At 65.5% G+C, this 21783-nt stretch carries 16 protein-coding genes; 8 read left to right on the top strand and 8 right to left on the bottom strand.

Annotated features, from left to right (window positions below; genetic code table 11):
- Positions 1 to 63: 63 nt before the first annotated feature.
- Positions 64 to 1296, bottom strand: coding sequence for a dipeptidase (locus RTY46_RS02250; RefSeq protein ID WP_312706474.1), 1233 nt, complete (start codon positions 1294 to 1296; stop codon positions 64 to 66).
- Positions 1297 to 1450: 154 nt separating this feature from the next.
- Between RTY46_RS02250 and RTY46_RS02245 the strand changes: the two genes are divergently transcribed.
- Together RTY46_RS02245 and RTY46_RS02240 are read left to right on the top strand one after the other, a co-directional pair.
- Complete coding sequence (locus tag RTY46_RS02245; protein ID WP_312706473.1) at positions 1451 to 2266, top strand: protein klaA; 816 nt, start codon at positions 1451 to 1453, stop codon at positions 2264 to 2266.
- Positions 2263 to 3165: a hypothetical protein gene (locus tag RTY46_RS02240; protein ID WP_312706472.1), complete on the top strand. Its 903-nt coding sequence runs from the start codon at positions 2263 to 2265 to the stop codon at positions 3163 to 3165. The genes RTY46_RS02245 and RTY46_RS02240 overlap by 4 nt, the downstream gene beginning before the upstream one ends.
- A gap of 44 nt (positions 3166 to 3209) precedes the next feature.
- Here RTY46_RS02240 and RTY46_RS02235 read toward each other — a convergent pair whose 3' ends face one another.
- Positions 3210 to 4379: a class I SAM-dependent rRNA methyltransferase gene (locus RTY46_RS02235; protein WP_312706471.1), complete on the bottom strand. Its 1170-nt coding sequence runs from the start codon at positions 4377 to 4379 to the stop codon at positions 3210 to 3212.
- A gap of 304 nt (positions 4380 to 4683) precedes the next feature.
- Between RTY46_RS02235 and RTY46_RS02230 the strand changes: the two genes are divergently transcribed.
- Both RTY46_RS02230 and RTY46_RS02225 read left to right on the top strand, forming a co-directional pair.
- Positions 4684 to 5646, top strand: coding sequence for a TerC family protein (locus RTY46_RS02230; protein ID WP_312706470.1), 963 nt, complete (start codon positions 4684 to 4686; stop codon positions 5644 to 5646).
- Between the two features lie 107 nt (positions 5647 to 5753).
- Positions 5754 to 6524 (top strand): rhomboid family intramembrane serine protease, encoded by a 771-nt coding sequence (locus tag RTY46_RS02225; protein WP_312706469.1) that lies wholly within the window; start codon positions 5754 to 5756, stop codon positions 6522 to 6524.
- A gap of 50 nt (positions 6525 to 6574) precedes the next feature.
- Here RTY46_RS02225 and RTY46_RS02220 read toward each other — a convergent pair whose 3' ends face one another.
- The 6 genes from RTY46_RS02220 to rpmH all read right to left on the bottom strand — a co-directional run bounded on the left by RTY46_RS02220 (position 6575) and on the right by rpmH (position 14327).
- On the bottom strand, positions 6575 to 7687 hold the full coding sequence (locus RTY46_RS02220; RefSeq protein WP_312706468.1) for a glycerophosphodiester phosphodiesterase: 1113 nt from the start codon (positions 7685 to 7687) through the stop codon (positions 6575 to 6577).
- A 155-nt stretch (positions 7688 to 7842) separates the two neighbouring features.
- Positions 7843 to 9192, bottom strand: coding sequence for a tRNA uridine-5-carboxymethylaminomethyl(34) synthesis GTPase MnmE (gene mnmE / locus RTY46_RS02215; RefSeq protein ID WP_312706467.1), 1350 nt, complete (start codon positions 9190 to 9192; stop codon positions 7843 to 7845).
- Between the two features lie 3 nt (positions 9193 to 9195).
- On the bottom strand, positions 9196 to 11868 hold the full coding sequence (locus tag RTY46_RS02210) for a polysaccharide deacetylase family protein (protein WP_312706466.1): 2673 nt from the start codon (positions 11866 to 11868) through the stop codon (positions 9196 to 9198).
- Positions 11869 to 11971: 103 nt separating this feature from the next.
- Positions 11972 to 13687: a membrane protein insertase YidC gene (yidC, locus tag RTY46_RS02205; RefSeq protein ID WP_312706465.1), complete on the bottom strand. Its 1716-nt coding sequence runs from the start codon at positions 13685 to 13687 to the stop codon at positions 11972 to 11974.
- Positions 13687 to 14181, bottom strand: a complete 495-nt coding sequence (gene rnpA, locus RTY46_RS02200) for a ribonuclease P protein component (RefSeq protein WP_312706464.1) — start codon at positions 14179 to 14181, stop codon at positions 13687 to 13689. Before rnpA ends, yidC begins: the two co-directional genes overlap by 1 nt.
- 5 nt (positions 14182 to 14186) lie before the next feature.
- Positions 14187 to 14327 (bottom strand): 50S ribosomal protein L34, encoded by a 141-nt coding sequence (gene rpmH, locus RTY46_RS02195; RefSeq protein WP_005411729.1) that lies wholly within the window; start codon positions 14325 to 14327, stop codon positions 14187 to 14189.
- A 254-nt stretch (positions 14328 to 14581) separates the two neighbouring features.
- Between rpmH and dnaA the strand changes: the two genes are divergently transcribed.
- The 4 genes from dnaA (at position 14582) to gyrB (ending at position 21757) form a co-directional block, all read left to right on the top strand.
- Positions 14582 to 15913, top strand: coding sequence for a chromosomal replication initiator protein DnaA (gene dnaA / locus RTY46_RS02190; RefSeq protein ID WP_312706463.1), 1332 nt, complete (start codon positions 14582 to 14584; stop codon positions 15911 to 15913).
- 276 nt (positions 15914 to 16189) lie between these two features.
- On the top strand, positions 16190 to 17290 hold the full coding sequence (dnaN, locus tag RTY46_RS02185) for a DNA polymerase III subunit beta (RefSeq protein WP_005411731.1): 1101 nt from the start codon (positions 16190 to 16192) through the stop codon (positions 17288 to 17290).
- Between the two features lie 800 nt (positions 17291 to 18090).
- Positions 18091 to 19185 (top strand): DNA replication/repair protein RecF, encoded by a 1095-nt coding sequence (recF, locus tag RTY46_RS02180; RefSeq protein ID WP_312706462.1) that lies wholly within the window; start codon positions 18091 to 18093, stop codon positions 19183 to 19185.
- 112 nt (positions 19186 to 19297) lie between these two features.
- Positions 19298 to 21757: a DNA topoisomerase (ATP-hydrolyzing) subunit B gene (gene gyrB / locus RTY46_RS02175; protein ID WP_312706461.1), complete on the top strand. Its 2460-nt coding sequence runs from the start codon at positions 19298 to 19300 to the stop codon at positions 21755 to 21757.
- Positions 21758 to 21783: the final 26 nt, after the last annotated feature.

Here is a 21783-nt window from a genome sequence, read left to right as displayed (position 1 = left end):
TGTTGGCAGAAGCAGTCGAGCACGGCTCGACTCTACAAAAGCGCAGTCGAGCATGGCTCGACGCTACGGAGACGCGTAAGCCTGCGCCTGGCGCATCACCCGCAGCAGGTTGCCGCCCCAGATGCCGGCAATCTGCTGTTCGGTGTAGCCCTTGCGCAGCAGCCAGGCGGTGATCTTCGGCAGTTGGCTGACATCGGGCAGATCGGTCAGGCCGCCACCGCCATCCCAGTCCAGGCCGATGCCCACATGGTCGGGGCCGACCACGTTCAGGATGTGCTCGAAGTGGGCGAAGAAGTCATCCAGGCTGGCGTGGCGTACCGGATGTTCATGGTCCAACGCCTGCTCGGCCTGCTGCAGGGCTACGCCCTGTGCGATGGTCATGCCTTCCCAGCCCCCCATCTGCTTGCTCAGCGCTTCCTCGGCCCGCTTGCGTTCGGGCGTCTTGCCGGTATCGATCAGGTAACCGCCATAGGCGTTCACCTGGATCACGCCGCCGGCCTTGGCCAGCTTGCGCAGGCGCGCATCGTCAAGATTGCGCGGATGGTTGTAGACCGCCTTGGCCGAGCTGTGCGACAGCACGAACGGCACCGGCATCATCGCCAGCAGATCATCGAACACGGCATCTGAGGCGTGCGACTGGTCAATGACGATGCCCAGCTTCACCGCGGCGCGCACCAGGTCCTTGCCGGCCGGACTCAGGCCCTTCCACTCCGCACCCTTGGGGTCGGTGGCCGAATCGGCGAACTCGTTGTTGGCGAAGTGCACCGTGCTCAGCAGGCGCAGGCCGGCGCGGTGGTAGAACGAGAGCAGGCTGGGGTCTTCCACCAGCGGGCTGGCGTTTTCCATGCTGATGTAGACCACGCGCTTGCCGGCGGCCTTGATCCGCGCAGCGTCATCGGCGGTCAGCGCCAGTTCGAAGCGCTCAGGGTTGGCCGCCAGCATCTGCCGGATCTCCAGCAGCCGCTGCAGGCCATGGTCGCGCTCGGCCAGATGGGCGGCGGCGCTGCGGTCGCCCTGGTCGGTGTAGATCGCCCAGAAGCCGCCGTCCAGCGCGCCCTCGACCATCCGCGGGTAATCCACCTGCGAGAGCGCGTTGTGGTCGTGGCGCTGCTCGATGTCGAACCCGCTGCGGCCGAAGTTGGCCGGGGTATCCAGGTGGCTGTCCAGGGTCAGCAGGCGTTGCTGCAGGGCCTTGGCGCGGGCCAGTTCCTGCGCGCTGAACTCGATGGCGTGAGCGGACAGTGGCGCGCTCAGCGCCAGGGCAAGCAGCAGGGACAGACGGCGCAACGATGGCATGGGCTCTCACCAGCAACGGGAAGAACACGACCATAGCGCCGGGTCAGCCACTACCGGTAGTGCCAAGTGGGCGCGCGCACTCCATTACACTCGGCAACAGCCGCTATCGACAACGGCAGTCGCTACGCCGCGTCATCCCTGGAACGGAATCCCGATGTCCCATCCCGCCCCACCCCCGCTTCCCACGGCACAGCCTGTACCTGACAGTGCGCCGCTCAGCGTCGAGCAACTCAAGCGTGATGTGCTGCCGGCGTTGTTCGCTGGGCGCATCGACATCGGTCGCTACGGGCCGGCCGACCTGGCCAGCGCCAGTGCCGAGCCGGCCTGGCAGGAAGCCAGTGCCCACGCGCTGGCCCAGGCATTGGCCGATCTGGTCAGCCGCCTTTCCGCACACGACCCCAATGCGCTGCTGGAACGCGCTACCTGGTGGGAGCGGTTCACCGGTGCCGATATCGAACGGCGGCTGCGCCGGCGCATCGCGCTGGGCGGCAATGGTGACATGCTGTCGGAAGTGGAGCACCAGGCCGCCGCGGTGCGCGGCAGCGTCGACCGCTTGAACGCACAGCTGGATGCGCACGATGTGCAGGGCGCACGCCTGCAGATCTACATCGACGCGGGCGTGCAGTTCCTGCAGGAACTGCCGGCGGACAGCGGCGTCAGCGACGACCCGCTGGTGCTGGACCGCCCCGTGGAACGCCTGCAGCGACGGGTAGCGAATCTGACCGCGCTGCTGGCCAGCCATTCGATGAGCCGTATCCAGGTGCAGCTGGCGCGCAACCACGCCATTGAACTGCTCGACCGCTACTGCGAAACCGTGCAGATCCTGCTGCCCATCTGGCGGCAGACCATTCAGGCCCTGCAGAACAGCGACAACGCCAGCCCGCAGATGGTGGCGCGTGCGGCACAGGCCCAGGACCAATTGAAGCAGGCCCTGCAGCAGCTGCTGCGTACCTCCGGAGCACCGGCATGACCCCGTCCAGGCCCGACCCCCTGCAGGTGCCGGCAGAGCTGCAGCAGCGTGTTGAAGCGGTCCCCGGCCTGCGCGCGCTGTACCGGCGGGGTTCGTTCGCACGCACCCTGGGGCTGGCGTGTTTCGCGGTGCTGCCAGCCACGGCGCTGCTGTCGATGATGCTGCTGCAGGGCCTGACCGGCAGTCCGCCCTCGGCGCACGTACCGGCTGGCTACGGCAATGCGCCCTCGTCGCTCGCCCTGCTGGCATTTGCCAACCTCAGCATCGTGGGTGGCCTGCTGGTGTGGATGGGCTTCGGCCTGCGCAGGGTGCTGCTCAACCGTGGCGTGCGCCACTTCACCTTCTCGTTCGTGATCGGTGGGTCGGTGCTGGTCGCCCTGTTGGCGGGCAAGGGCATCGTCAGTCCCGACTTCAGCCGGTCAGAAGCCGGCGATGGCACCAAGCTCGACAGCACGCAGTTGCCCGCGCTCATCGACAGCCCGGGGTTCACCGCGCTCAGCCCGCAGTGGCAGGGCTACCTGCAGGCGCAGCGTTCGCTGGCACGGGACTCCACGCCCTTGAACAACACCGGCCTGGCCATTGCCCGCGGCGAGGACATCGGCATCGCGGTACCGGCGGTGATCCGCGCGCGTTTTGAAGCCAAGGCCCGGCTTCCCTATTCGGCGGGCAGCCAGGCGTGGCTGCGCGACCACTGGCTGCGTAACCGCGTGCAGCATGTCGTTGGCATGGTGATCGCCTGGTCCCTGCTGCTGCTGATCATCGCCGGCATCGGCCTGACCACCCTGGGCTACCACGTGCGCGGCCGGGCACGGGTGATCAACGGCCTGCTGCTGCAGTTGCAGGTGCCGCCGTCACCGGGTGTGGCACCTGTCGCGGCTAGCCATGCTCGACTGAATTGATCAGGCACCGAGAGTCGAGCATGGCTCGACTCTACAGGTCGGAATCAGTCGACCACGCGGCAGAACACGGCCTTCAGGTAACGCGATTCCTGCACATGGGCCATGAACGGGTGGTCCGGACCGGCGCCGGCCACCTTCAGGATCTGGATCGTGCGGCCGGAGAAGTAGGCCGCGCGGCGCAGCATGTCGAGGAACTGGTCCTCGGCCACCAGGCCGGTGCAGGAGAACGTGGCGAACAGGCCGCCCGGCTTGACCACGCCCAGCGCCAGCTTGTTCATGTCCAGGTACTTCTTCAGCGCGGTGATGACCTGGTCGCGGTCGCGGGTCATCTTCGCCGGGTCCAGGATCACCACGTCGTACTGCTCGCCGCGGTTGGCGGCGTCGCGCAGCCACGGGAAGATGTCGGACTGGACGAACTTCGGGCGCACGTTGTTCAGGCGCGAATTGCCCTTGGCGATCTGGATCACGTCTTCATCGATGTCGATGCCGACCACCTCCGAAGCACCACGCGCGGCCGCGTAAACGGCAAAGCCACCGGTGTTGCAGCACAGGTCCAGCACGCGCTTGCCTTCCACCTGCTGGCTCAACCACTGCCGGTTCTCGCGCTGGTCGGCGAAGAAACCGGTCTTGTGGGCACCGGCCGGGTCGGCGCGGAACTTGATGCCGTACTCGGTGATCACCGACGCTTCGGTGGTGGTGTTGCCGTGGAAGTCGAAGCTTTCCTGCTTCTGCACGTGTTCGTCGGCGAAGCTGTGGAAACGGCAGCCCGGGAACTGCTCGCGCAGCGCGTCGTAGATCCATTCGCGGTGGCGGAACATGCCGGCAGCGAAGAATTCGACCACTACCAGGTCGTTGTAGCGGTCGACCACCAGGCCGGACAGGCCGTCGCCTTCGCTGTGCACCACGCGCCAGGCGTCGGACACCGTGTCGAGCTTCAGCACCTCACGGCGCAGCGACACCGCCTGGGCGATCTTGCGCGAGAACCAGCCGGCATCGACCGGCACGTTCTGATCGGCTTCAAGGATGCGCACGGCAATGCGCGAATGCCCGTTGTAGAACCCGCGGCCGATGAATTCGCCATCAATGCCGACCACGTCGACGATGGAACCGGGCTTGGGGCGGACGGTCGGCTTTTCGACCAGCTTCTGGAAGATCCACGGGTGGCTGGAACGCCACGCATTCTTCAGGCGGACAACGGGCAAGGGGGTATTCATCGGCCTATTGTAAACCGGCAGCCAGGATCGGATCCCCAACGGGGATCTGACCCCGTCGGGCCGGCCATTTGACGGCGGGCCGGCCAGGCCGCAGAATCGGCGCCAGAAGGGGAGTAGCTCCCAGACGTTGTCGCCGTCAATTCGAGCCCGCAGGCTCCGGTGCAACGGCAATCCCACCCGCGTGGGGTTGCGAGCGAGACCTTCGCCGTACTGGCGAAGCTCTGTCCCTGGATCCCCCTCCCGATCCTCCGTTGCAGATCCTCGCCGTCCGGCCTGGCATTCATCTTTCCAACGGATATTCCCAATGCAGACGATCGGTAATGTGTGGATGTGGGGCGGCTTCGTGGCGGTGGTGATCATCGCCCTGCTGGTCGACCTGGTGTTGATGCGACACGGCGGACCGCACAAGGTCACCTTCAAGGAGGCCCTGTGGTGGTCCATCGGCTGGGTCGCCCTGGCCCTGCTGTTCAACGCGGGGCTGTGGTTCTACCTCAGTGAAACCGCCGGCCAGGTGGTGGCCAACAAGGTGGGCCTGGAGTTCCTGACCGGTTACCTGGTCGAAAAAGCCCTGGCGGTGGACAACATCTTTGTCTTCCTGATGATCATGAGCTACTTCGCGGTGCCGGAGGAACAGCGCCAGAAGGTGCTGATCATCGGCATCCTGGGCGCGATCGTGCTGCGTACCATCATGATCTTCGCCGGTAGCGTGCTGATCAGCCAGTTCCATTGGCTGCTGTACGTGTTCGGCGCCTTCCTGCTGTTCACCGGCTGGAAGATGTGGTTCGCCGCCGGCCAGGAACCGGATCTGGAAACCAACCCCGCGCTGCGCTGGATGCGCAAGCACCTGCGCCTGCTGCCGGGCTATGAAGGCAATGCGCTGAGCGTGAAGCGCGACGGCGTGCGCTGGTTCACCCCGCTGTTCGCGGTGCTGATCCTGATCGCGGTGACTGACGTGATCTTCGCCGTGGACAGCATCCCGGCCATCTTCGCCATCACCACCGACCCGTTCATCGTGCTCACTTCCAACGTGTTCGCGGTGCTGGGCCTGCGCGCCATGTTCTTCCTGCTGGCCGGCATGGCCGACCGCTTCCACCTGCTGCCGTACGGTCTGGCCTTGGTGCTGGGCTTCATCGGCATCAAGATGATGATCATCGACCTGTTCAAGATCCCCACCCCGGTGTCGCTGGGCGTGGTCGCGGTCATCATCGCCGCCACCGTGGTACTCAGCCTGAAGTACCCGCCGAAGGAAGACGCCGGCCAGGCCTGAGCCTGACCGGCCTGCAACGCGCGGCCGGCGGGATTGTCCCGCCGGCCGCGCCCACTCTCCCGCCGCGGTGGCCTTGGTTTCGCGCCAGCCACCGCCATTGCTGAAGCATGGACAACAACGCGCCCCTGCCCGCCGGCGACGTGCCGGCCCCCCGCACTGACCGCCAACGCATCGTGCGGGCGTTCAACACCAGCCTGGCCGCCGTGCTGGTACTGGTGGTCGTGTTCGCCCTGCAGGGCAGTTTCGACTGGCGGCCGTGGGCGGTGGCACCGCTGGAAGCCAAGGGCCTGCTGGGCCTGGTCGGCGGCCCCATGCTGCATGCGTCGGTGGAGCACATCGCCGCCAACAGCATCGCGATCCTGATCCTGGGCACCCTGGCCGGCAGCGTGTACCCGAAGGCGACCCTGCGCGCCCTGCCCCTGCTGTGGCTGGGCTCGGGCGTAGGGGCATGGATGCTGGGCAACCCGGGCAGCGTGCACCTGGGTGCCAGTGGCGTGACCCATGGCCTGATGTTCCTGCTGGCCAGCCTGGGCCTGCTGCGCCGCGACCGCGCGGCCATCGCCACCGGCCTGATCGGCATGCTGTTCTACGGCGGCATGCTGATGACCATCCTGCCGCATGCCGACGGTGTGTCCTGGCAGTCGCACATGGGCGGCGCCTTCGCCGGCATCATCGCCGCGCTGCTGTTCCGCAACGCCGACCCGCTGCCGCCGCGCCAGCGCTACAGCTGGGAAGACGAAGAGGACGAGGTGGAGCCGCTGGCCGACGACGAGCTGGAGCCGCCGTCGCCGCAGCGCGCGCCGGTGCTCTGGCAACCGCGCGAAGGGCAGGATTACGTGGTGATTCCGTTCCGCCGGCCGGAAGACCCGCGCGGTTGACCGGTGGCGGGGTCAGATCCCCGAAGGGGCTCTGACCCCACCCGCACGCGTCATTGCCCGGCAGCCGCCGCGCCCGTGCCATCCACCGCCTGCCGGCCCAGCGCCGGGTCGTCGGTGAAGAACGCATCGATGCCCGTCGCCAGGTAGGCGCGTATTTCCGCAATCGAACCTTCCGGGTTGCGCGCGTTGTCCGCGCCCTTGCGCAGGTTGCTGGCCTGAAAGTGGTTTTCCGGGCGGAAGGTGTAGGGAATGACCATCAGACCCGCCGCATGCGCATCGCGTACCAGGGTCGTGGGCGTGCCCAGCGCGCCATCGGCCTGCAGCGGGATGATCGAGCGCAGCTCCGGCCCGATGCCATCGGCATAGGTGGCCACCTGCTCTAGACCGGCGGGTGTCATCATCTGCGCATAGGTCAGGCTGCCGCCGGCCTTGGCGATGTCCGCCGGCTTCACCTCCCCCTTCCACATCAGCTGCAGAAGGCGGATGTTGCTGCCGCGCCCCAGCTTGCCGCGCAGGTAGCGCAGGTTGGCGGTCTCGAACGACTGGATGGTGACCGGGCCGACGTTGGTATACGCATTGCCACGCAGCGCGGCCAGCAGTGCGTCTTCCATCGGCAGGCCGATGGACTGGAAGTAGGTCGGGTGCTTGATCTCCGGCACCAGGCCGATGCCGCGGTTGGCACGCCCGGCCTGCTGCACCAGGAAGGCCAGGATCTCGTCCAGGGTAGCGATGCGGAACTGGCCATCGAAGGCGGTGCTGCGCAGCTCGGGCAGGCGCTCGCGGGTGTACAGGGTCTTCAGCTCGGCCAGGGTGAAGTCTTCGGTGAACCAGCCGGTCACGCGCTGGCCGTCGATCACCTTGGTGGTCTTCCGCTTGGCGAATTCCTCGTGCTCGGCCACGTCGGTGGTGCCCCCGATCTCGTTCTCGTGGCGGGCCACCATCACCCCGTCCTTGGTCATCACCAGGTCCGGTTCGATGTAATCGGCGCCATCGGCAATCGCCTGGGCATACGCGGCCAGGGTGTGTTCGGGCAGCAGCGCACTGGCGCCGCGGTGGCCGTAGACCAGCGCCTTGGGCGCGGTCGGGGTGGACGATTCAGCACTCATGGCCACCGATGGTGCCACGGCCAGCGACAACAGCAACGCACAACCCCACGACTTCACTGCGACGTCCCCAAACGGTCTGTGATGGCCGTCAGTATGCGGCGGGAATGTGACAGGTGGGGGAAGCACGGGGTCGGATCCCCGCAGGGGCTCCGACCCTGGCTTCTGGCCTGGGCCATATGCCAACCAAGGTTGGCATCTACCAGAGGCAGAGCCTATTTGCCGATGCAGAAGCTGGAGAAGATCCTGCCCAGCAGGTCATCGGCGCTCATCTGCCCGGTGATCTCGCCCAGCGCGTCGTGCGCCAGCCGCAGTTCTTCGGCGGCCAGTTCCAGGTGTTCGTGGGCCAGCTCGCCATCGGCGCGCTGCGCATGCTCCTGCGCGCGCTCGATCGCATCCACATGGCGGGTGCGGGCGGAGAACTCGCCATCCACCTGCTCGCCTGCCCCGGACGAGGCAATCGAGCGCAGGCGCGTGTGCAGGTCCTCCAGACCGGCACCGGTGGCGGCCGAGACGAACACACGGTCCGGATCGTCCAGCGTTGGCAGCGCGTCCAGCAGGTCCGACTTGTTGTGGATGTAGATCTTGTGCGGCACGTCGGCCACCGCCAGCCCCAACGCGGCTTCGCCGGCGGCCGGGTCGCTCGCGTCCAGCACGATCAGGGCCAGGTCGGTGCGCTCGATTTCCACATGCGCGCGGCGCATGCCTTCGCGTTCGATGGCATCGCCGCCGTCGCGCAGGCCGGCGGTGTCGACCAGGGTCAGCTCCAGCCCGTCCAGGCGGATGGTCTCGCGCAACGTGTCGCGCGTGGTCCCGGCGATGTCGGTGACGATGGCGCGTTCGCTGCCGGCCAGGGCATTCAGCAGCGAGCTCTTGCCGGCATTCGGCGGGCCGATCAGCACGGCATGCAGGCCATCGCGCAGACGACGGCCGCGCTCGGCATCACGACGCAGCAGGGCAAGATCAGCGCGCGCCTGTTCCAGTCCACGCCGCACCTGCGCGCCGCCCAGGGTATCCAGCGGTTCGTCGGCGAAGTCGATGGCCGCTTCCACGTGGATGCGCAGCAGCACCAGTTGTTCCACCACCGCATCGATGCGGCGCGAGAACACGCCGTCCAGTGAACGCCGTGCAGCACGCGCGGCACGGTTGTCACCGGCGGCAATCAGGTCGGCGATGGCTTCGGCCTGGGCCAGATCCAGTTTGCCGTTGAGGAAGGCGCGTTCGCTGAACTCACCCGGCCGCGCCTGGCGCGCGCCGAGGGCGATGCAGCGCGCCACCAGTTGCTGCAGCAGCACCGGGCTGCCATGGCCCTGCAGCTCCACCACTTCTTCGCCGGTGAAGCTGTTCGGCGCCGGGAACCACAGCACGATGCCGTCGTCGATCACCTCGCCGTCGGCATCGCGCAGGCGCGCGTAGTGGGCGTGGCGCGGGCGCAGCGTCGGCGCGCCCAGTGCGTTGGCGATGGCGGCCGCACGCGGACCGGACAAACGCAGCAGGCCGACACCACCCGCGCCGGGTGCGCTGGCAATGGCGACGATGGTATCGGTGCGGGTCACATCGTTCATGGCTCAGAGCTTCTCCAGCTGTGCGCGCGCCTGTGCGGCACCACTGCCCTGCGGCTGCAGCGCCAGGTAGGTGGTGTAGGCCTGCTTCGCCTTGGCCTTGTCGCCGGCATTGAAGTAGGCATCGCCCAGGTTGAGATGGGCGACCGCGCGCGACGGATCGATCTTCAAGGTGTTTTCCAGCCAGCGCGCCGCTTCGGCGTAGCGCTGCTGGCGGTAGTAGACGAAACCGAGGTTGTTGGCGGCCTGGGCGAAGTCCGGACGCAGCTTCAGTGCTTCGGCGAACTGTGCGGCGGCTTCGTCATACTGCTTCTCGCGGTACAGCTGCAGGCCGCGGTCGTTGGCCTGCTGCGCGCGCTGGCGGTCCGAGGCCGGGCCGGCGCTGGGTACCACCAGCCTTGCCTTGCCGCCCTGCAGGTCGGCCACGGTCACCGGCGCCTGGGTGTTCTTGGCGTCCTGCGCGGCGTCCACCTTGTTGTTCAGCGCGATCGCATCGGCGGTCAGCTGGCGGGTATCGGCGTTGAGGTATTCCTGGCTGTCCGGCACCTGGAACACGAACTCGCCGCCCTGCGAACCGGGCAGGCTGCCGAAGGCCGGGGTCTGCTGCGAAACCGCTGAGACGGCCGGCGCCACGTAGGCGGCCAGCTCGGTACCGGTGATCAGGCCATCGCCGTTCAGATCGCCCTTGCCGGCCAATGCCTGCAGCAGCACCCAGGTAAACACCGAGTGGCCGTTCGGGCCGGCATCGGCCACCTGCTGGTCAGCGCCGCCGGCAGTCAGCATCTGCCGCGCGCTGCGACGCGCGTTCTCACGCAGGAACGACGATGACGACGGACCACCACGGGTCAGCCCCAGGCCGCTGTAGCAGGCATCCATCACGAACATCACGTGCTTGGCCTGCATGCTCTCGGCGATGTTCTGGATGTCGGTCATCGCGATGGCGTCAGTGGCGAATTCCTTCGGGTCCGAATCGACGGGAATGATGTAGCCAAGGTCGCGACCCGAGGCGAGCTGGCGGGTGGCGCCGTGGCCGGCGAAGAACACGAACACGCGGTCGTTCTTTCCGGTGCGGTCGTCGGCCAGGCGGTCGTGGAAGGCGGCCAGGATGTTGTTGCGGGTGGCCTGTTCGTTCTTCAGCACGATCACCTGCGAAGACGGGAAGCCGAACTGCCCGGTGAGCGTATCGGCCACCGCCTGCGCATCGTGGCTGGCGTATTCCAGCTTCGGCCACTTGGCGTAGTTGTCGATGCCGACCACGATCGCCCACGATTTCTCGTAGCCGGTGGTGACGGTGGCATCGTTGCTGGCGCCCTTGCGCGGACGCGCAACGGTGAATTCGCGGCCGTTCCAGCCAGCGAACTGGTAACCCTCGGCGATCAGGCGATCGAGGATCTGCGGCAGCGCCTTCACCGCGCGGTCGTGGATATCGTGGAACAGGATGATGCCGCGCTGTTCCTTGTTCACCTGGCCCAGCACGCGCTGCACGATCGATTCCGGCACCGGGTCGGCCCAATCCATGGAATCGATGTTCCACATGATCGACTTCAGGCCCGCTTCGTTCAGCAGCTGCAGGCCTTCGGCATTGCGTGCACCGTAGGGGAAGCGGAACAGCGGCGCGCGCTTGCTGTCCACGTCCTTCAGCAGCGTATCGGTGTCCAGCACCTGCTGGCGCAGCGCATCGCCGGTCGTGCGCGAGAGCTGGGCGTGGGTCAGGCTGTGGTTGCCTACCGCATAGCCCTCTTCCATCAGGCTGCGGCTGATCTTCGCCATCGGGCCCAGCGTGACCTTGCCGTCGGCTTCCACCTTGCCCAGGTTGCGGCCCACTTCGAAGAACACGCCCGGCACGTCGTAGCGCTTGAGGATGGCCACCACTTCATCGGTATAGGCCTTGTGCGGGCCGTCATCGAAGGTCAGCACCACGGTCTTCGGCGGCAGGTCGCGGCCGAAGATCTCGCGGTCGCTGTCCTTCATCGACATCGGGTACGGCTCGATCACCCCGTAGTCGCGCAGGATCGCCTCGCGGCTGTAATCCTTGTGCAGGTGGGCGATGTAGTCGTCCCACTTCTCGCGCTTCAGGTCGATGGCGCGGGTGCGCTCGAAGCGGCTGAAGATGCGGGTCAGTTCCTGGTTGTAGTTGCGCTCGATCTCGTCCAGCGCGTCCAGGTCTTCGCCGATGCGCTGGTGCAGCTTCACCGCCGGCAGCGAGGAATCGGCACCGACACGGTCATGCAGGTCACGCAGCACTTCGCGGAACGCCAGGCGGTCGGCGTCGAACAGTTCCGGCGCCGATTCGATGTAGTCCAGCACCGTGCCCAGGGTGGCGAAGCGCTGCGGGCTGCCACTGCGCAGCAGGCTGTCGAACTGCGCGGCGATGGCGCTGCGCTGCTCCAGGCCATGGTGGAACAACTGCTGGCCGATACGCGTGGAGGTACCACGGTCGGCGGCGCTCTGCTGCTCTTCGTCGGCCAGCAGCACCACGATGCGGCGGTAGCCATCGAGCTGCTTCTGCAGCGCGGCCAGCAGCGGCGCGGCGGCCGGATCGGCGGCGGCGGCGGCCTGCGCGCTGGGCTGGGTCACCGCGCTCACCGGCGCCTTCGCGTCCTTGTCGCCGCAGCCGGCAACGACCAGGGTCAGCAACAGCGAGGGCAGGAACAGGCGGAACGACGACACTCGCGGCATGGCGGACTCGAAGGGGAGAAAAGCGGTGTGCGGGCGATTCTACGCCCCGCATGCGAGAAGCCCGCCTTGCGGCGGGCTTCTGCGTCGTTTGGGCCGGGTCGGATTATTTCTTCTTGACCGGGGCCGGGGCGGTGCTGGCGGCCACCGGCTCGCTGCCGTGGCGCTTGGTCATCCACCACTGCTGCAGCAGGCCCAGCCCGCCGTTCACCACCCAGTACAGCACCAGGCCGGACGGCATGAAGGCCATCATGACGCCGAACACCAGCGGCATGAACTGCATCATCTTCTGCTGCATCGGGTCCATGCCCGGTGCCGGGGTCAGCTTCTGGGTGAACCACATCACCGCCACGTTGATGACCGGCAGGATGAAGTACGGGTCGCGTGCGGTCAGATCCTGGATCCAGCCGAACCAGGGTGCCTGGCGCAGTTCGACCGATTCCACCAGCACCCAGTACAGGGCGAAGAAGATCGGCATCTGGATCAGGATCGGCAGGCAGCCGCCCATCGGATTGATCTTTTCCTTCTTGTACAGCTCCATCATCGCGGTCTGGAACTTCTGGCGGTCATCGCCATAGCGTTCCTTCAGCTGCGCGATGCGCGGCTGGAAGCGGCGCATCTTCGCACCGCTCTTGTACTGGGTGGCCGACAGCGGGTACAGCACCAGCTTCAGCAGCACTACCAGACCCACAATCGCCCAGCCCCAGTTGCCCACCAGCTTGTGCACCTGGTTCAGCACCCAGAACAGGCCCTGGCCGATCACCGCCATCATCGAGAAGCGGCTGTAGTCGACCACGCGGTCCAGGCCCGGCACGTCTTCCTTGGCGATCTGGTTCACCAGCTTCGGGCCCACCCACAGGCGGGCCTCGGTGCTGGTGGACTGGCCCGGGGCCACGGTGAAGGCCGGGCCACGCGCTTCGATCAGATCACGACCGGCCACCTGCGACAGCACGTAGTGGGCGGTCTGGTCCTTCTGCGGAATCCACGCGGTGAAGAAGTGGTGCTGCAGCATCGCCAGCCAGCCGCCGGTGATGTTCTGGTTCAGCGCACCATCTTCCAGGTAGTCCTTGAACGCACGGCGCTGGTACTTCTTGTCGTTGTCATACCAGGTCGCGCCATTGAAGCTGAACGAGTCCGGGTTGGTCATGCTGCGCGACAGGATGGTCGGCGTGCGGTCCAGGGTGCGGTAGACGTAGCCGTTCCACGGCGCGGCGCCGGCATTGACCACTTCATCCTTGAAGCGCACGGCGTACTCGTTGCGCGAGACGGTCAGGGTGCGCTTGATGGTCACGCCGTTGGCGGTCCATTCGAACGGGATCTGCAGTTCGTTCTGGCCGTCGGCCAGCACGAAGTCGCGGGTATCACCGACCAGCTTGAAGCCGTCGGCGCCGGGCACCGGGGTGCTTTTGTCTTCGCTGGCCCAGCCACTGATCGCGCTGTAGGGGTGCGCGGGGTCTTCGGTCAGCAGGCGAACCGGCGGGCTGCCTTCATCCTTGCTCTGCGGGAACTGCAGCAGCTCGGCGTCCAGCACGCGGCCGCCGTCGAGCACCAGGCGCAGCACGTCGGTGGTGACGGTGACGCGCTGGGCAGCCGGGGTCGCGCTGGCCTGGGCCTGGGTCGCGGCAGCCTGGCCCGGTGCGCCGGGAACCTGTGCACTGGGAATGCTGCCCGGGGTCGCGCCCGGAACGCTCTGTGCAGCGGCCGGGGCCGAGCTGCTGGTCGGGGCCGGGGTCGGGGCGGCCGTTTCACGGCTCCACTCCATCCACAGCAGCACGGCCACCATCAGCCAGGCAAAAATGAGGAATACGCGGGTCTGGTTCATCAGCGGGCAGGCTCAGCGGGGCCGGAACGCGATGCCGGCTCGGTCAAAGAGGGAGTTGCGATGCCATCAGGCGGCGGCATTGTGCCGTCCACGCCCGGCGCGGGCAATGCGCGCAGGCGCCGCAGCAGGCGCAGGAAGGCCTGGCGGATGTCGTCGTTGCTGGCAGAACGCGCAGCATTACGGGCCACGACGACGAAGTCGCCTGGCTGGATATCGGTACGTGTCTGACGCAGGATGTCGCGCAGGACGCGCTTGATCCGGTTACGCCCCACGGCGTTCGGATCGACCTTGCGGGAAACCGCCAGACCCAGCCTGGCCGGCCGGTCAGCCGGCAGCCAGTGCAGGGTCATCAGCGGATCGGACACACGGCGGGCGCCGTTGAAGACCGTTGAATATTCGGCACGCGTGCGAACCCGCGCAGAGCGAGGGAATCGCTTGCGCGGGTCTGCAGTATTCACTGTCGAAGGGATTGCGTCTGCCGCGGTGAGCGGCATGTCAATCAGGCGCTCAGGACTTTGCGGCCCTTGGCGCGGCGACGCGACAGGATCTTGCGGCCGTCAGCGGTCTTCATACGGGCACGGAAGCCGTGGTCGCGCTTACGCTTGAGGTTGCTGGGCTGGTAGGTGCGCTTGGTGGCCATGTGGGCCTCTCGTATGAATGGGACGGGAAAGAACCGGAAATTCTAGAGAGGTCGCCCCCCTCCCGTCAACCCCTGTTGACTACGCGAATTCACCGGCCTGTGCAATAGCTGTGGATGTTTTTGTGAATAAGTGGGGGACAACCATTCCGAAGGCGCGCGCGCGGTGGTAGTCTGAGCCATCCATTTCCCCCTTTCCGGCCTGTGTCTGGGCGCGTTGTCGCGCCTATCCACCGGCCACCGGACGATTATTGCCGATGGATGCCTGGACCCGAAGTCTCGAACGCCTTGAAGCGGAGTTCCCGCCGGAAGACGTTCACACCTGGTTGAAGCCGCTGCAGGCCGATCTGCGCGTGGACAGCCTGGTGCTGTATGCACCGAACGCCTTCATCGTCGACCAGGTACGCGAACTGTACCTGGCGCGCATCCGCGAGCTGCTGGCCCATTTCGCCGGTTTCAGCGACGTTTTTCTTGAAATCGGCTCGCGCCCGCGGCCCTCGGACACGCAGAACGCGCCGGTTTCGAGCCCGGCAGCGGCCGTGGCAGCAGAACCGCAGGTGCCGTTCGCCGGCAACCTGGACAACCACTACACGTTTGCCAACTTCGTGGAAGGCCGCAGCAACCAGCTGGGTCTGGCCGCGGCGTTCCAGGCGGCGCAGAAGCCGGGCGACCGCGCGCACAATCCGCTGCTGCTGTACGGGGGCACCGGCCTGGGCAAGACCCACCTGATGTTTGCCGCCGGCAATGCCATGCGCCAGGCCAATCCGGGTGCGAAGGTGCTCTATCTGCGTTCGGAACAGTTCTTCAGCGCGATGATCCGGGCCCTGCAGGAAAAGACCATGGATCAGTTCAAGCGCCAGTTCCAGCAGGTGGACGCGCTGCTGATCGATGACATCCAGTTCTTCGCCGGCAAGGACCGCACCCAGGAAGAGTTCTTCCACACCTTCAACGCGCTGTTCGACGGCAAGCAGCAGATCATCCTGACCTGCGACCGGTACCCGCGCGAAGTGGAAGGCCTGGAAGCGCGCCTGAAGTCGCGGCTTGCCTGGGGCCTGTCCGTCGCGATCGAACCGCCGGACTTCGAGACGCGCGCAGCGATCGTGCTGGCCAAGGCACGCGAGCGCGGCGCGGAGATTCCCGATGATGTTGCGTTCCTGATTGCCAAGAAGATGCGCTCCAACGTGCGCGACCTGGAAGGTGCGCTCAATACCCTGACCGCCCGCGCCAATTTCACCGGCCGCGCGATCACCACTGAATTCGCCCAGGAAACCCTGCGCGATCTGCTGCGCGCCCAGCAGCAGGCGATCAGCATTCCCAACATCCAGAAAACCGTGGCCGACTACTACGGGCTGCAGATCAAGGATCTGCTGTCCAAGCGTCGGACCCGTTCGCTGGCCCGCCCCCGTCAGGTCGCCATGGCCCTGACCAAGGAGCTGACCGAACACAGCCTGCCCGAGATCGGCGACGCGTTTGCCGGTCGCGATCACACCACGGTGCTGCATGCCTGCCGTCAGATCCGCACCCTGATGGAAACCGACGGCAAGCTCCGCGAGGACTGGGACAAGCTGATCCGGAAGCTGAGCGAATGATGCACCGACGCCGATAAGGCGTCATCGCACAAAACGGTGCAGAATCCGGTAGCAAGCGCGGGATGAGTTGTGGATAAAAAAGCGGTTTGAAATCGCGGCAGATTTATCCACAGCTTTCCCCACCCCTTGGGGGTCGGTAATGCAGAGGGTTTCGCGGTATAAAAATCCTTTTATTACAAAGACTTAGGGTTGTTTTCCAGCAATTCTGTCTCTACCAGCACCACCAAGCTTTTGATTTATTCCACATTTTTTTAAAGCATAGGGGCACGGAACCACATGCGTTTCACACTGCAGCGCGAAGCCTTTCTCAAGCCGTTGGCACAGGTCGTCAACGTGGTCGAACGCCGCCAGACCCTTCCGGTTCTGGCCAATTTCCTGGTCCAGGTGCAGAACGGCCAGCTGTCGCTGACCGGTACCGACCTGGAAGTGGAGATGGTGTCGCGGATCGCGGTTGAAGATGCCCAGGACGGCGAAACCACCATTCCCGCCCGCAAGCTGTTCGAGATCATCCGCGCCCTGCCCGACGGCAGCCGGATCACCGTCTCGCAGACCGGTGACAAGATCACCGTGCAGGCCGGCCGCAGCCGCTTCACCCTGGCCACCCTGCCCTCCAACGACTTCCCGTCGGTGGACGAAGTGGAAGCCACCGAGCGCGTGGCCATTGGCGAAGCGACGCTGAAGGAACTGATCGAACGCACCGCGTTCGCGATGGCCCAGCAGGACGTGCGCTACTACCTCAACGGCCTGCTGTTCGATCTGCGCGGCGATGCCCTGCGTACCGTGGCCACCGACGGCCACCGCCTGGCCCTGTGTGAAACCGATCTGGCCAAGCCCAGCGGTTCCAAGCGCCAGATCATCGTGCCGCGCAAGGGTGTGACCGAACTGCAGCGTCTGCTGGAAAGCGGCGATCGCGAGATCGAGCTGGAAGTCGGCCGCAGCCACGTGCGCGTGAAGCGCGACGATGTCACCTTCACCTCGAAGCTGATCGATGGCCGCTTCCCGGATTACGAAGCTGTGATTCCGATTGGCGCCGACCGCGAAGTGAAGGTGGACCGCGAAGCGCTGCGTGCCTCGCTGCAGCGTGCCGCGATCCTGTCCAACGAGAAGTACCGCGGTATCCGCGTGGAGGTCTCGCCGGGCAACCTGAAGATCAGCGCGCACAACCCGGAGCAGGAAGAAGCCCAGGAAGAGATCGAAGCCGACACCACCGTCAGCGATCTGGCCATCGGCTTCAACGTGAACTATCTGCTGGATGCCCTGTCCGCGCTGCGCGACGAAGAGGTCATCATCCAGCTGCGCGATTCCAACTCCTCGGCGCTGGTGCGTGAGTCCAGCAGTGAGAAGTCGCGCCATGTGGTGATGCCGCTGCGTCTCTGACCTGGCGCCTGTTCCACGTGAAACAAGAAGACGCCCGGATGATCCGGGCGTTTTTTTTTGTTCCACGTGGAGCATTGCCGAGAACAGACGGATGACGGTGTGCACTTCGTTGATGAGATACGCACATGGCCCAGGTGATCGGGAGTCAATCCTTCGACCACAGGTCTGCCCTGACTTCGCTGGTCATGTTCGGCGAGGAGAAGCGGCATCTGCTGACGCTAGTGTCCACAGGCCCGGTTTCCTGCGTTTGAGGGCGTCCCAAGCTTTTAAATCTGGGTATAAATCTAAAGCATGGTGGTGCTGGTAGAGCCAGATTTCGTGGAAAACAAGCTTATCTATTTGTTTTAAAAGAGGTTTATGCACCTGAAACCCCCTGTATATCGGGCTCTGGGGCTGGGGGGGAAGCTGTGGATAGTTTTACCAGTGGCCGAAACCGGCTTTTTTATCCACAGATTGCCCATGCCTTGTGCATAAGTCATACAGTCCCGCTGTGGACAGCGTGGAACTGATTGCGTGAATTTCTTGAAATCTGTGAAACGCTCCGCTGCCCTGCCCTTCAGATTTCAAGCAATGGGCAGGTCACGTTGGCTGGGGGCAGGCCTGCAAGGCTTTCTGAAGCGCTGGATCGGCCTCGATTCGTTGGATTCTGCGCACGCCAGGCCAGGCAGGTGCTGCAGATTTCAAGAAATTCGCGGGGTTCAGACACCTCCCATGCCTGGCGGCGGCGCTCTTGACCGATACAGTAAGCTGATGGATTCCCTGCCCTGCTTCCGCCCTGCGCGGATGGTCCCCCGCTTCCCATGTTGATCCGCCGTCTTGCCCTGAACCAACTGCGCCGCTTCAGTGCGGTGGACCTGTCGCCGCTGCCGGGATTGAACCTGCTGACCGGCGACAACGGTGCAGGCAAGACCAGTGTGCTGGAGGCACTGCATCTGATGGCCTATGGCCGTAGTTTCCGCGGGCGGGTGCGCGATGGGCTGGTGCAGCAAGGGCAGGACGCGCTGGAGATCTTCGTCGAATGGGACGAACAGCGATCCAACCACCCGCCTCACCGGCGAAAGGCCGGTCTGCGCCACAGTGGGCAGGAATGGAAGGGCCGATTGGATGGCGAGGACGTTGCCCAGCTGGGCAATCTCTGTGCAGCGTTGGCGGTAGTGACGTTTGAGCCCGGCAGCCACGCGTTGGTCAGTGGTGGCGGCGAACCGCGCCGTCGCTTCCTGGATTGGGGCCTGTTCCACGTGGAACCAGACTTTCTTTCACTGTGGCGCCGCTATTCCCGTGCACTGAAGCAGCGTAATGCGTTGCTGAAGCAGGGCGGGCCCTCGCGAATGCTGGATACATGGGACCACGAGCTGGCCGAAGCCGGTGAACCCCTGACCAGCCGACGCCAGCACTACCTGGAGCGGCTGCAGGAGCGGACAATTGCCCTGGCGTCCGAGCTGGCGCCGCAACTGGGCATCCAGGGCCTGAATCTCAGCCCCGGCTGGCGCCGGCACGAACTGCCGCTGGCCGATGCCCTTCTGCTGGCCCGCGAACGCGACCGCCAGGCCGGTTACACCTCGGTGGGCCCGCACCGGGCCGACTGGAGCGTGGATTTCCACAGTATTCCTGGTCGTGACGCGCTGTCCCGTGGCCAGGCCAAGCTGACGGCGCTGGCCTGCCTGTTGGCCCAGGCCGAGGACTATGCCGAGCAACGCGGCGAGTGGCCGGTGATCGCGCTGGATGATCTGGCCTCAGAGCTGGATCGCACCCATCAGGCCCGTGTGCTGCAGCGGCTGCTGGCTGGACCGGCGCAGATCTTTGTCACGGCCACCGAAACGCCGGCGGCCCTGGTGGATCTGCCCGAGATCACCCGGTTCCACGTGGAACATGCACGGATCGTGGCTGTGCCATAGTGGCAACATCAGGGCCCGCAAAGGCCCGGCTGGTATAATTCATGCTGTACCCCTACTTTCCCGGCGCACCGCTCCACGTGGTGCCCGACCTGCGGAGCCTACGGCAAGCGCAATGACCGACGAACAGAACACCCCGGTAAACAACGGCAACTACGACGCCAACAGCATCACCGCCCTGGAAGGGCTCGAGGCTGTCCGCAAGCGTCCTGGCATGTACATCGGTGACGTCCATGACGGCACCGGTCTGCACCACATGGTGTTCGAGGTTGTCGACAACTCCATCGACGAAGCGCTGGCCGGCCATGCCGACCACGTGGCGGTGACGATCCACGCCGACGGTTCTGTGTCGGTCTCGGACAACGGCCGCGGCATTCCCACGGGTAAGCACGAGCAGATGAGCGCCAAGCTTGGCCGCGAGGTGTCGGCCGCGGAAGTGGTGATGACCGTGCTGCACGCCGGCGGCAAGTTCGACGACAACAGCTACAAGGTTTCCGGTGGTCTGCACGGCGTCGGCGTCAGCGTGGTCAACGCGCTGTCGCAGAAGCTGCTGGTGGACGTGTTCCAGAACGGGTTCCATTACCAGCAGGAATTCAGCGATGGCGCCGCGGTGACGGCACTGAAGCAGCTGGGTGCGACCACCAAGCGCGGCACCACCGTGCGCTTCTGGCCGTCGGTGGTGGCGTTCCACAACAACGTGGAATTCCACTACGACATCCTGGCCCGCCGTCTGCGCGAACTGTCGTTCCTCAACTCCGGCGTCAAGATCGTGCTGGCCGATGAGCGCGGCGATGGCCGTCGCGACGATTTCCACTACGAAGGCGGCATCCGCAGCTTCGTGGAGCATCTGGCGCAGCTGAAGACCCCGCTGCACCCGAACGTCATCGCCGTGACCGGCGAGCACAACAACATCGTGGTGGACGTGGCGCTGCAGTGGACCGACTCCTACCAGGAGACGATGTACTGCTTCACCAACAACATCCCGCAGAAGGATGGCGGCACCCACCTGGCCGGCTTCCGTGGCGCGTTGACCCGTGTGCTCAACAACTACATCGAGCAGAACGGCATCGCCAAGCAGGCCAAGATCAACCTGACCGGCGATGACATGCGCGAAGGCATGATCGCGGTGCTGTCGGTGAAGGTGCCCGACCCGAGCTTCTCCAGCCAGACCAAGGAAAAGCTGGTCAGCTCAGACGTGCGCCCGGCCGTGGAAAACGCCTTCGGTGCGCGCCTGGAAGAGTTCCTGCAGGAAAACCCGAACGAAGCCAAGGCCATCGCCGGCAAGATCGTCGATGCCGCGCGTGCACGTGAAGCAGCGCGCAAGGCCCGCGACCTGACCCGTCGCAAGGGCGCGCTGGATATCGCTGGCCTGCCGGGCAAGCTGGCCGACTGCCAGGAAAAGGATCCGGCGCTGTCCGAACTGTTCATCGTCGAGGGTGACTCGGCAGGTGGTTCGGCCAAGCAGGGCCGCAACCGCAAGAACCAGGCCGTGCTGCCGCTGCGCGGCAAGATCCTCAACGTGGAACGCGCGCGTTTCGACCGCATGCTGTCGTCCGACCAGGTCGGTACGCTGATCACCGCGCTGGGCACCGGCATCGGCCGCGACGAGTACAACCCGGACAAGCTGCGTTACCACAAGATCATCATCATGACCGACGCCGACGTCGACGGCGCGCACATCCGCACCCTGCTGCTGACGTTCTTCTACCGCCAGATGCCGGAGCTGATCGAGCGCGGTTACGTCTACATCGGCCTGCCGCCGCTGTACAAGATCAAGCAGGGCAAGACCGAGCTGTACCTGAAGGACGATCCGGCACTGGACAGCTACCTGGCCAGCAGCGCGGTGGAAAACGCCTCGCTGGTGCCGGCGTCCGGCGAACCCGGTATCGAGGGTGTTGCGCTGGAGAAGCTGCTGCTGGCCTACGCCGGTGCGCAGGATGCCATCGCCCGCAACGCGCACCGCTACGATCGCCTGCTGCTGGAAGCACTGGTCGATTTCGTGCCGATGGATCTGGAAAGCCTGCGCAATGCGCCGGCCGGCGAAGGTCTGGACACACTGGCCAAGCAGCTCAACCAGGGCAGCCTGGGCAGCCCGCGGTTCACCCTGGAACTGCAGGACGCCACCGAAGAGCGCTCTGCCGCTGTGCTGGTCACCCGCCGCCACATGGGCGAGGAACACCTCCAGGTGCTGCCGCTGTCGGCCTTCGAAAGCGGCGAACTGCGCGCCATCCATCAGGCCGCCAAGCTGCTGCATGGCCTGGTGCGCGAAGGCGCCACCATTGCCCGCGGCGCCAAGTCCATCGAAGTGGACAGCTTCGCCAAGGCACAGAACTGGCTGCTGGATGAGGCCAAGCGTGGCCGCCAGATCCAGCGCTTCAAGGGCCTGGGTGAAATGAACCCGGAACAGCTGTGGGATACCACAGTGAATCCGGACACCCGTCGCCTGCTGCAGGTGCGTATCGAGGACGCGGTCGCTGCTGACCAGATCTTCAGCACCCTGATGGGCGATGTCGTTGAGCCGCGTCGTGACTTCATCGAAGACAACGCGTTGAAGGTCGCCAACCTGGATATCTGACACACTCGACCACTGGCCGGTGCGCG

The organism is Stenotrophomonas sp. (assembly GCF_032056425.1).
GTDB lineage: Bacteria > Pseudomonadota > Gammaproteobacteria > Xanthomonadales > Xanthomonadaceae > Stenotrophomonas.
Note: the sequence above shows the minus strand (reverse complement) of the source record. Positions and strands in the feature narration are given on the sequence as shown.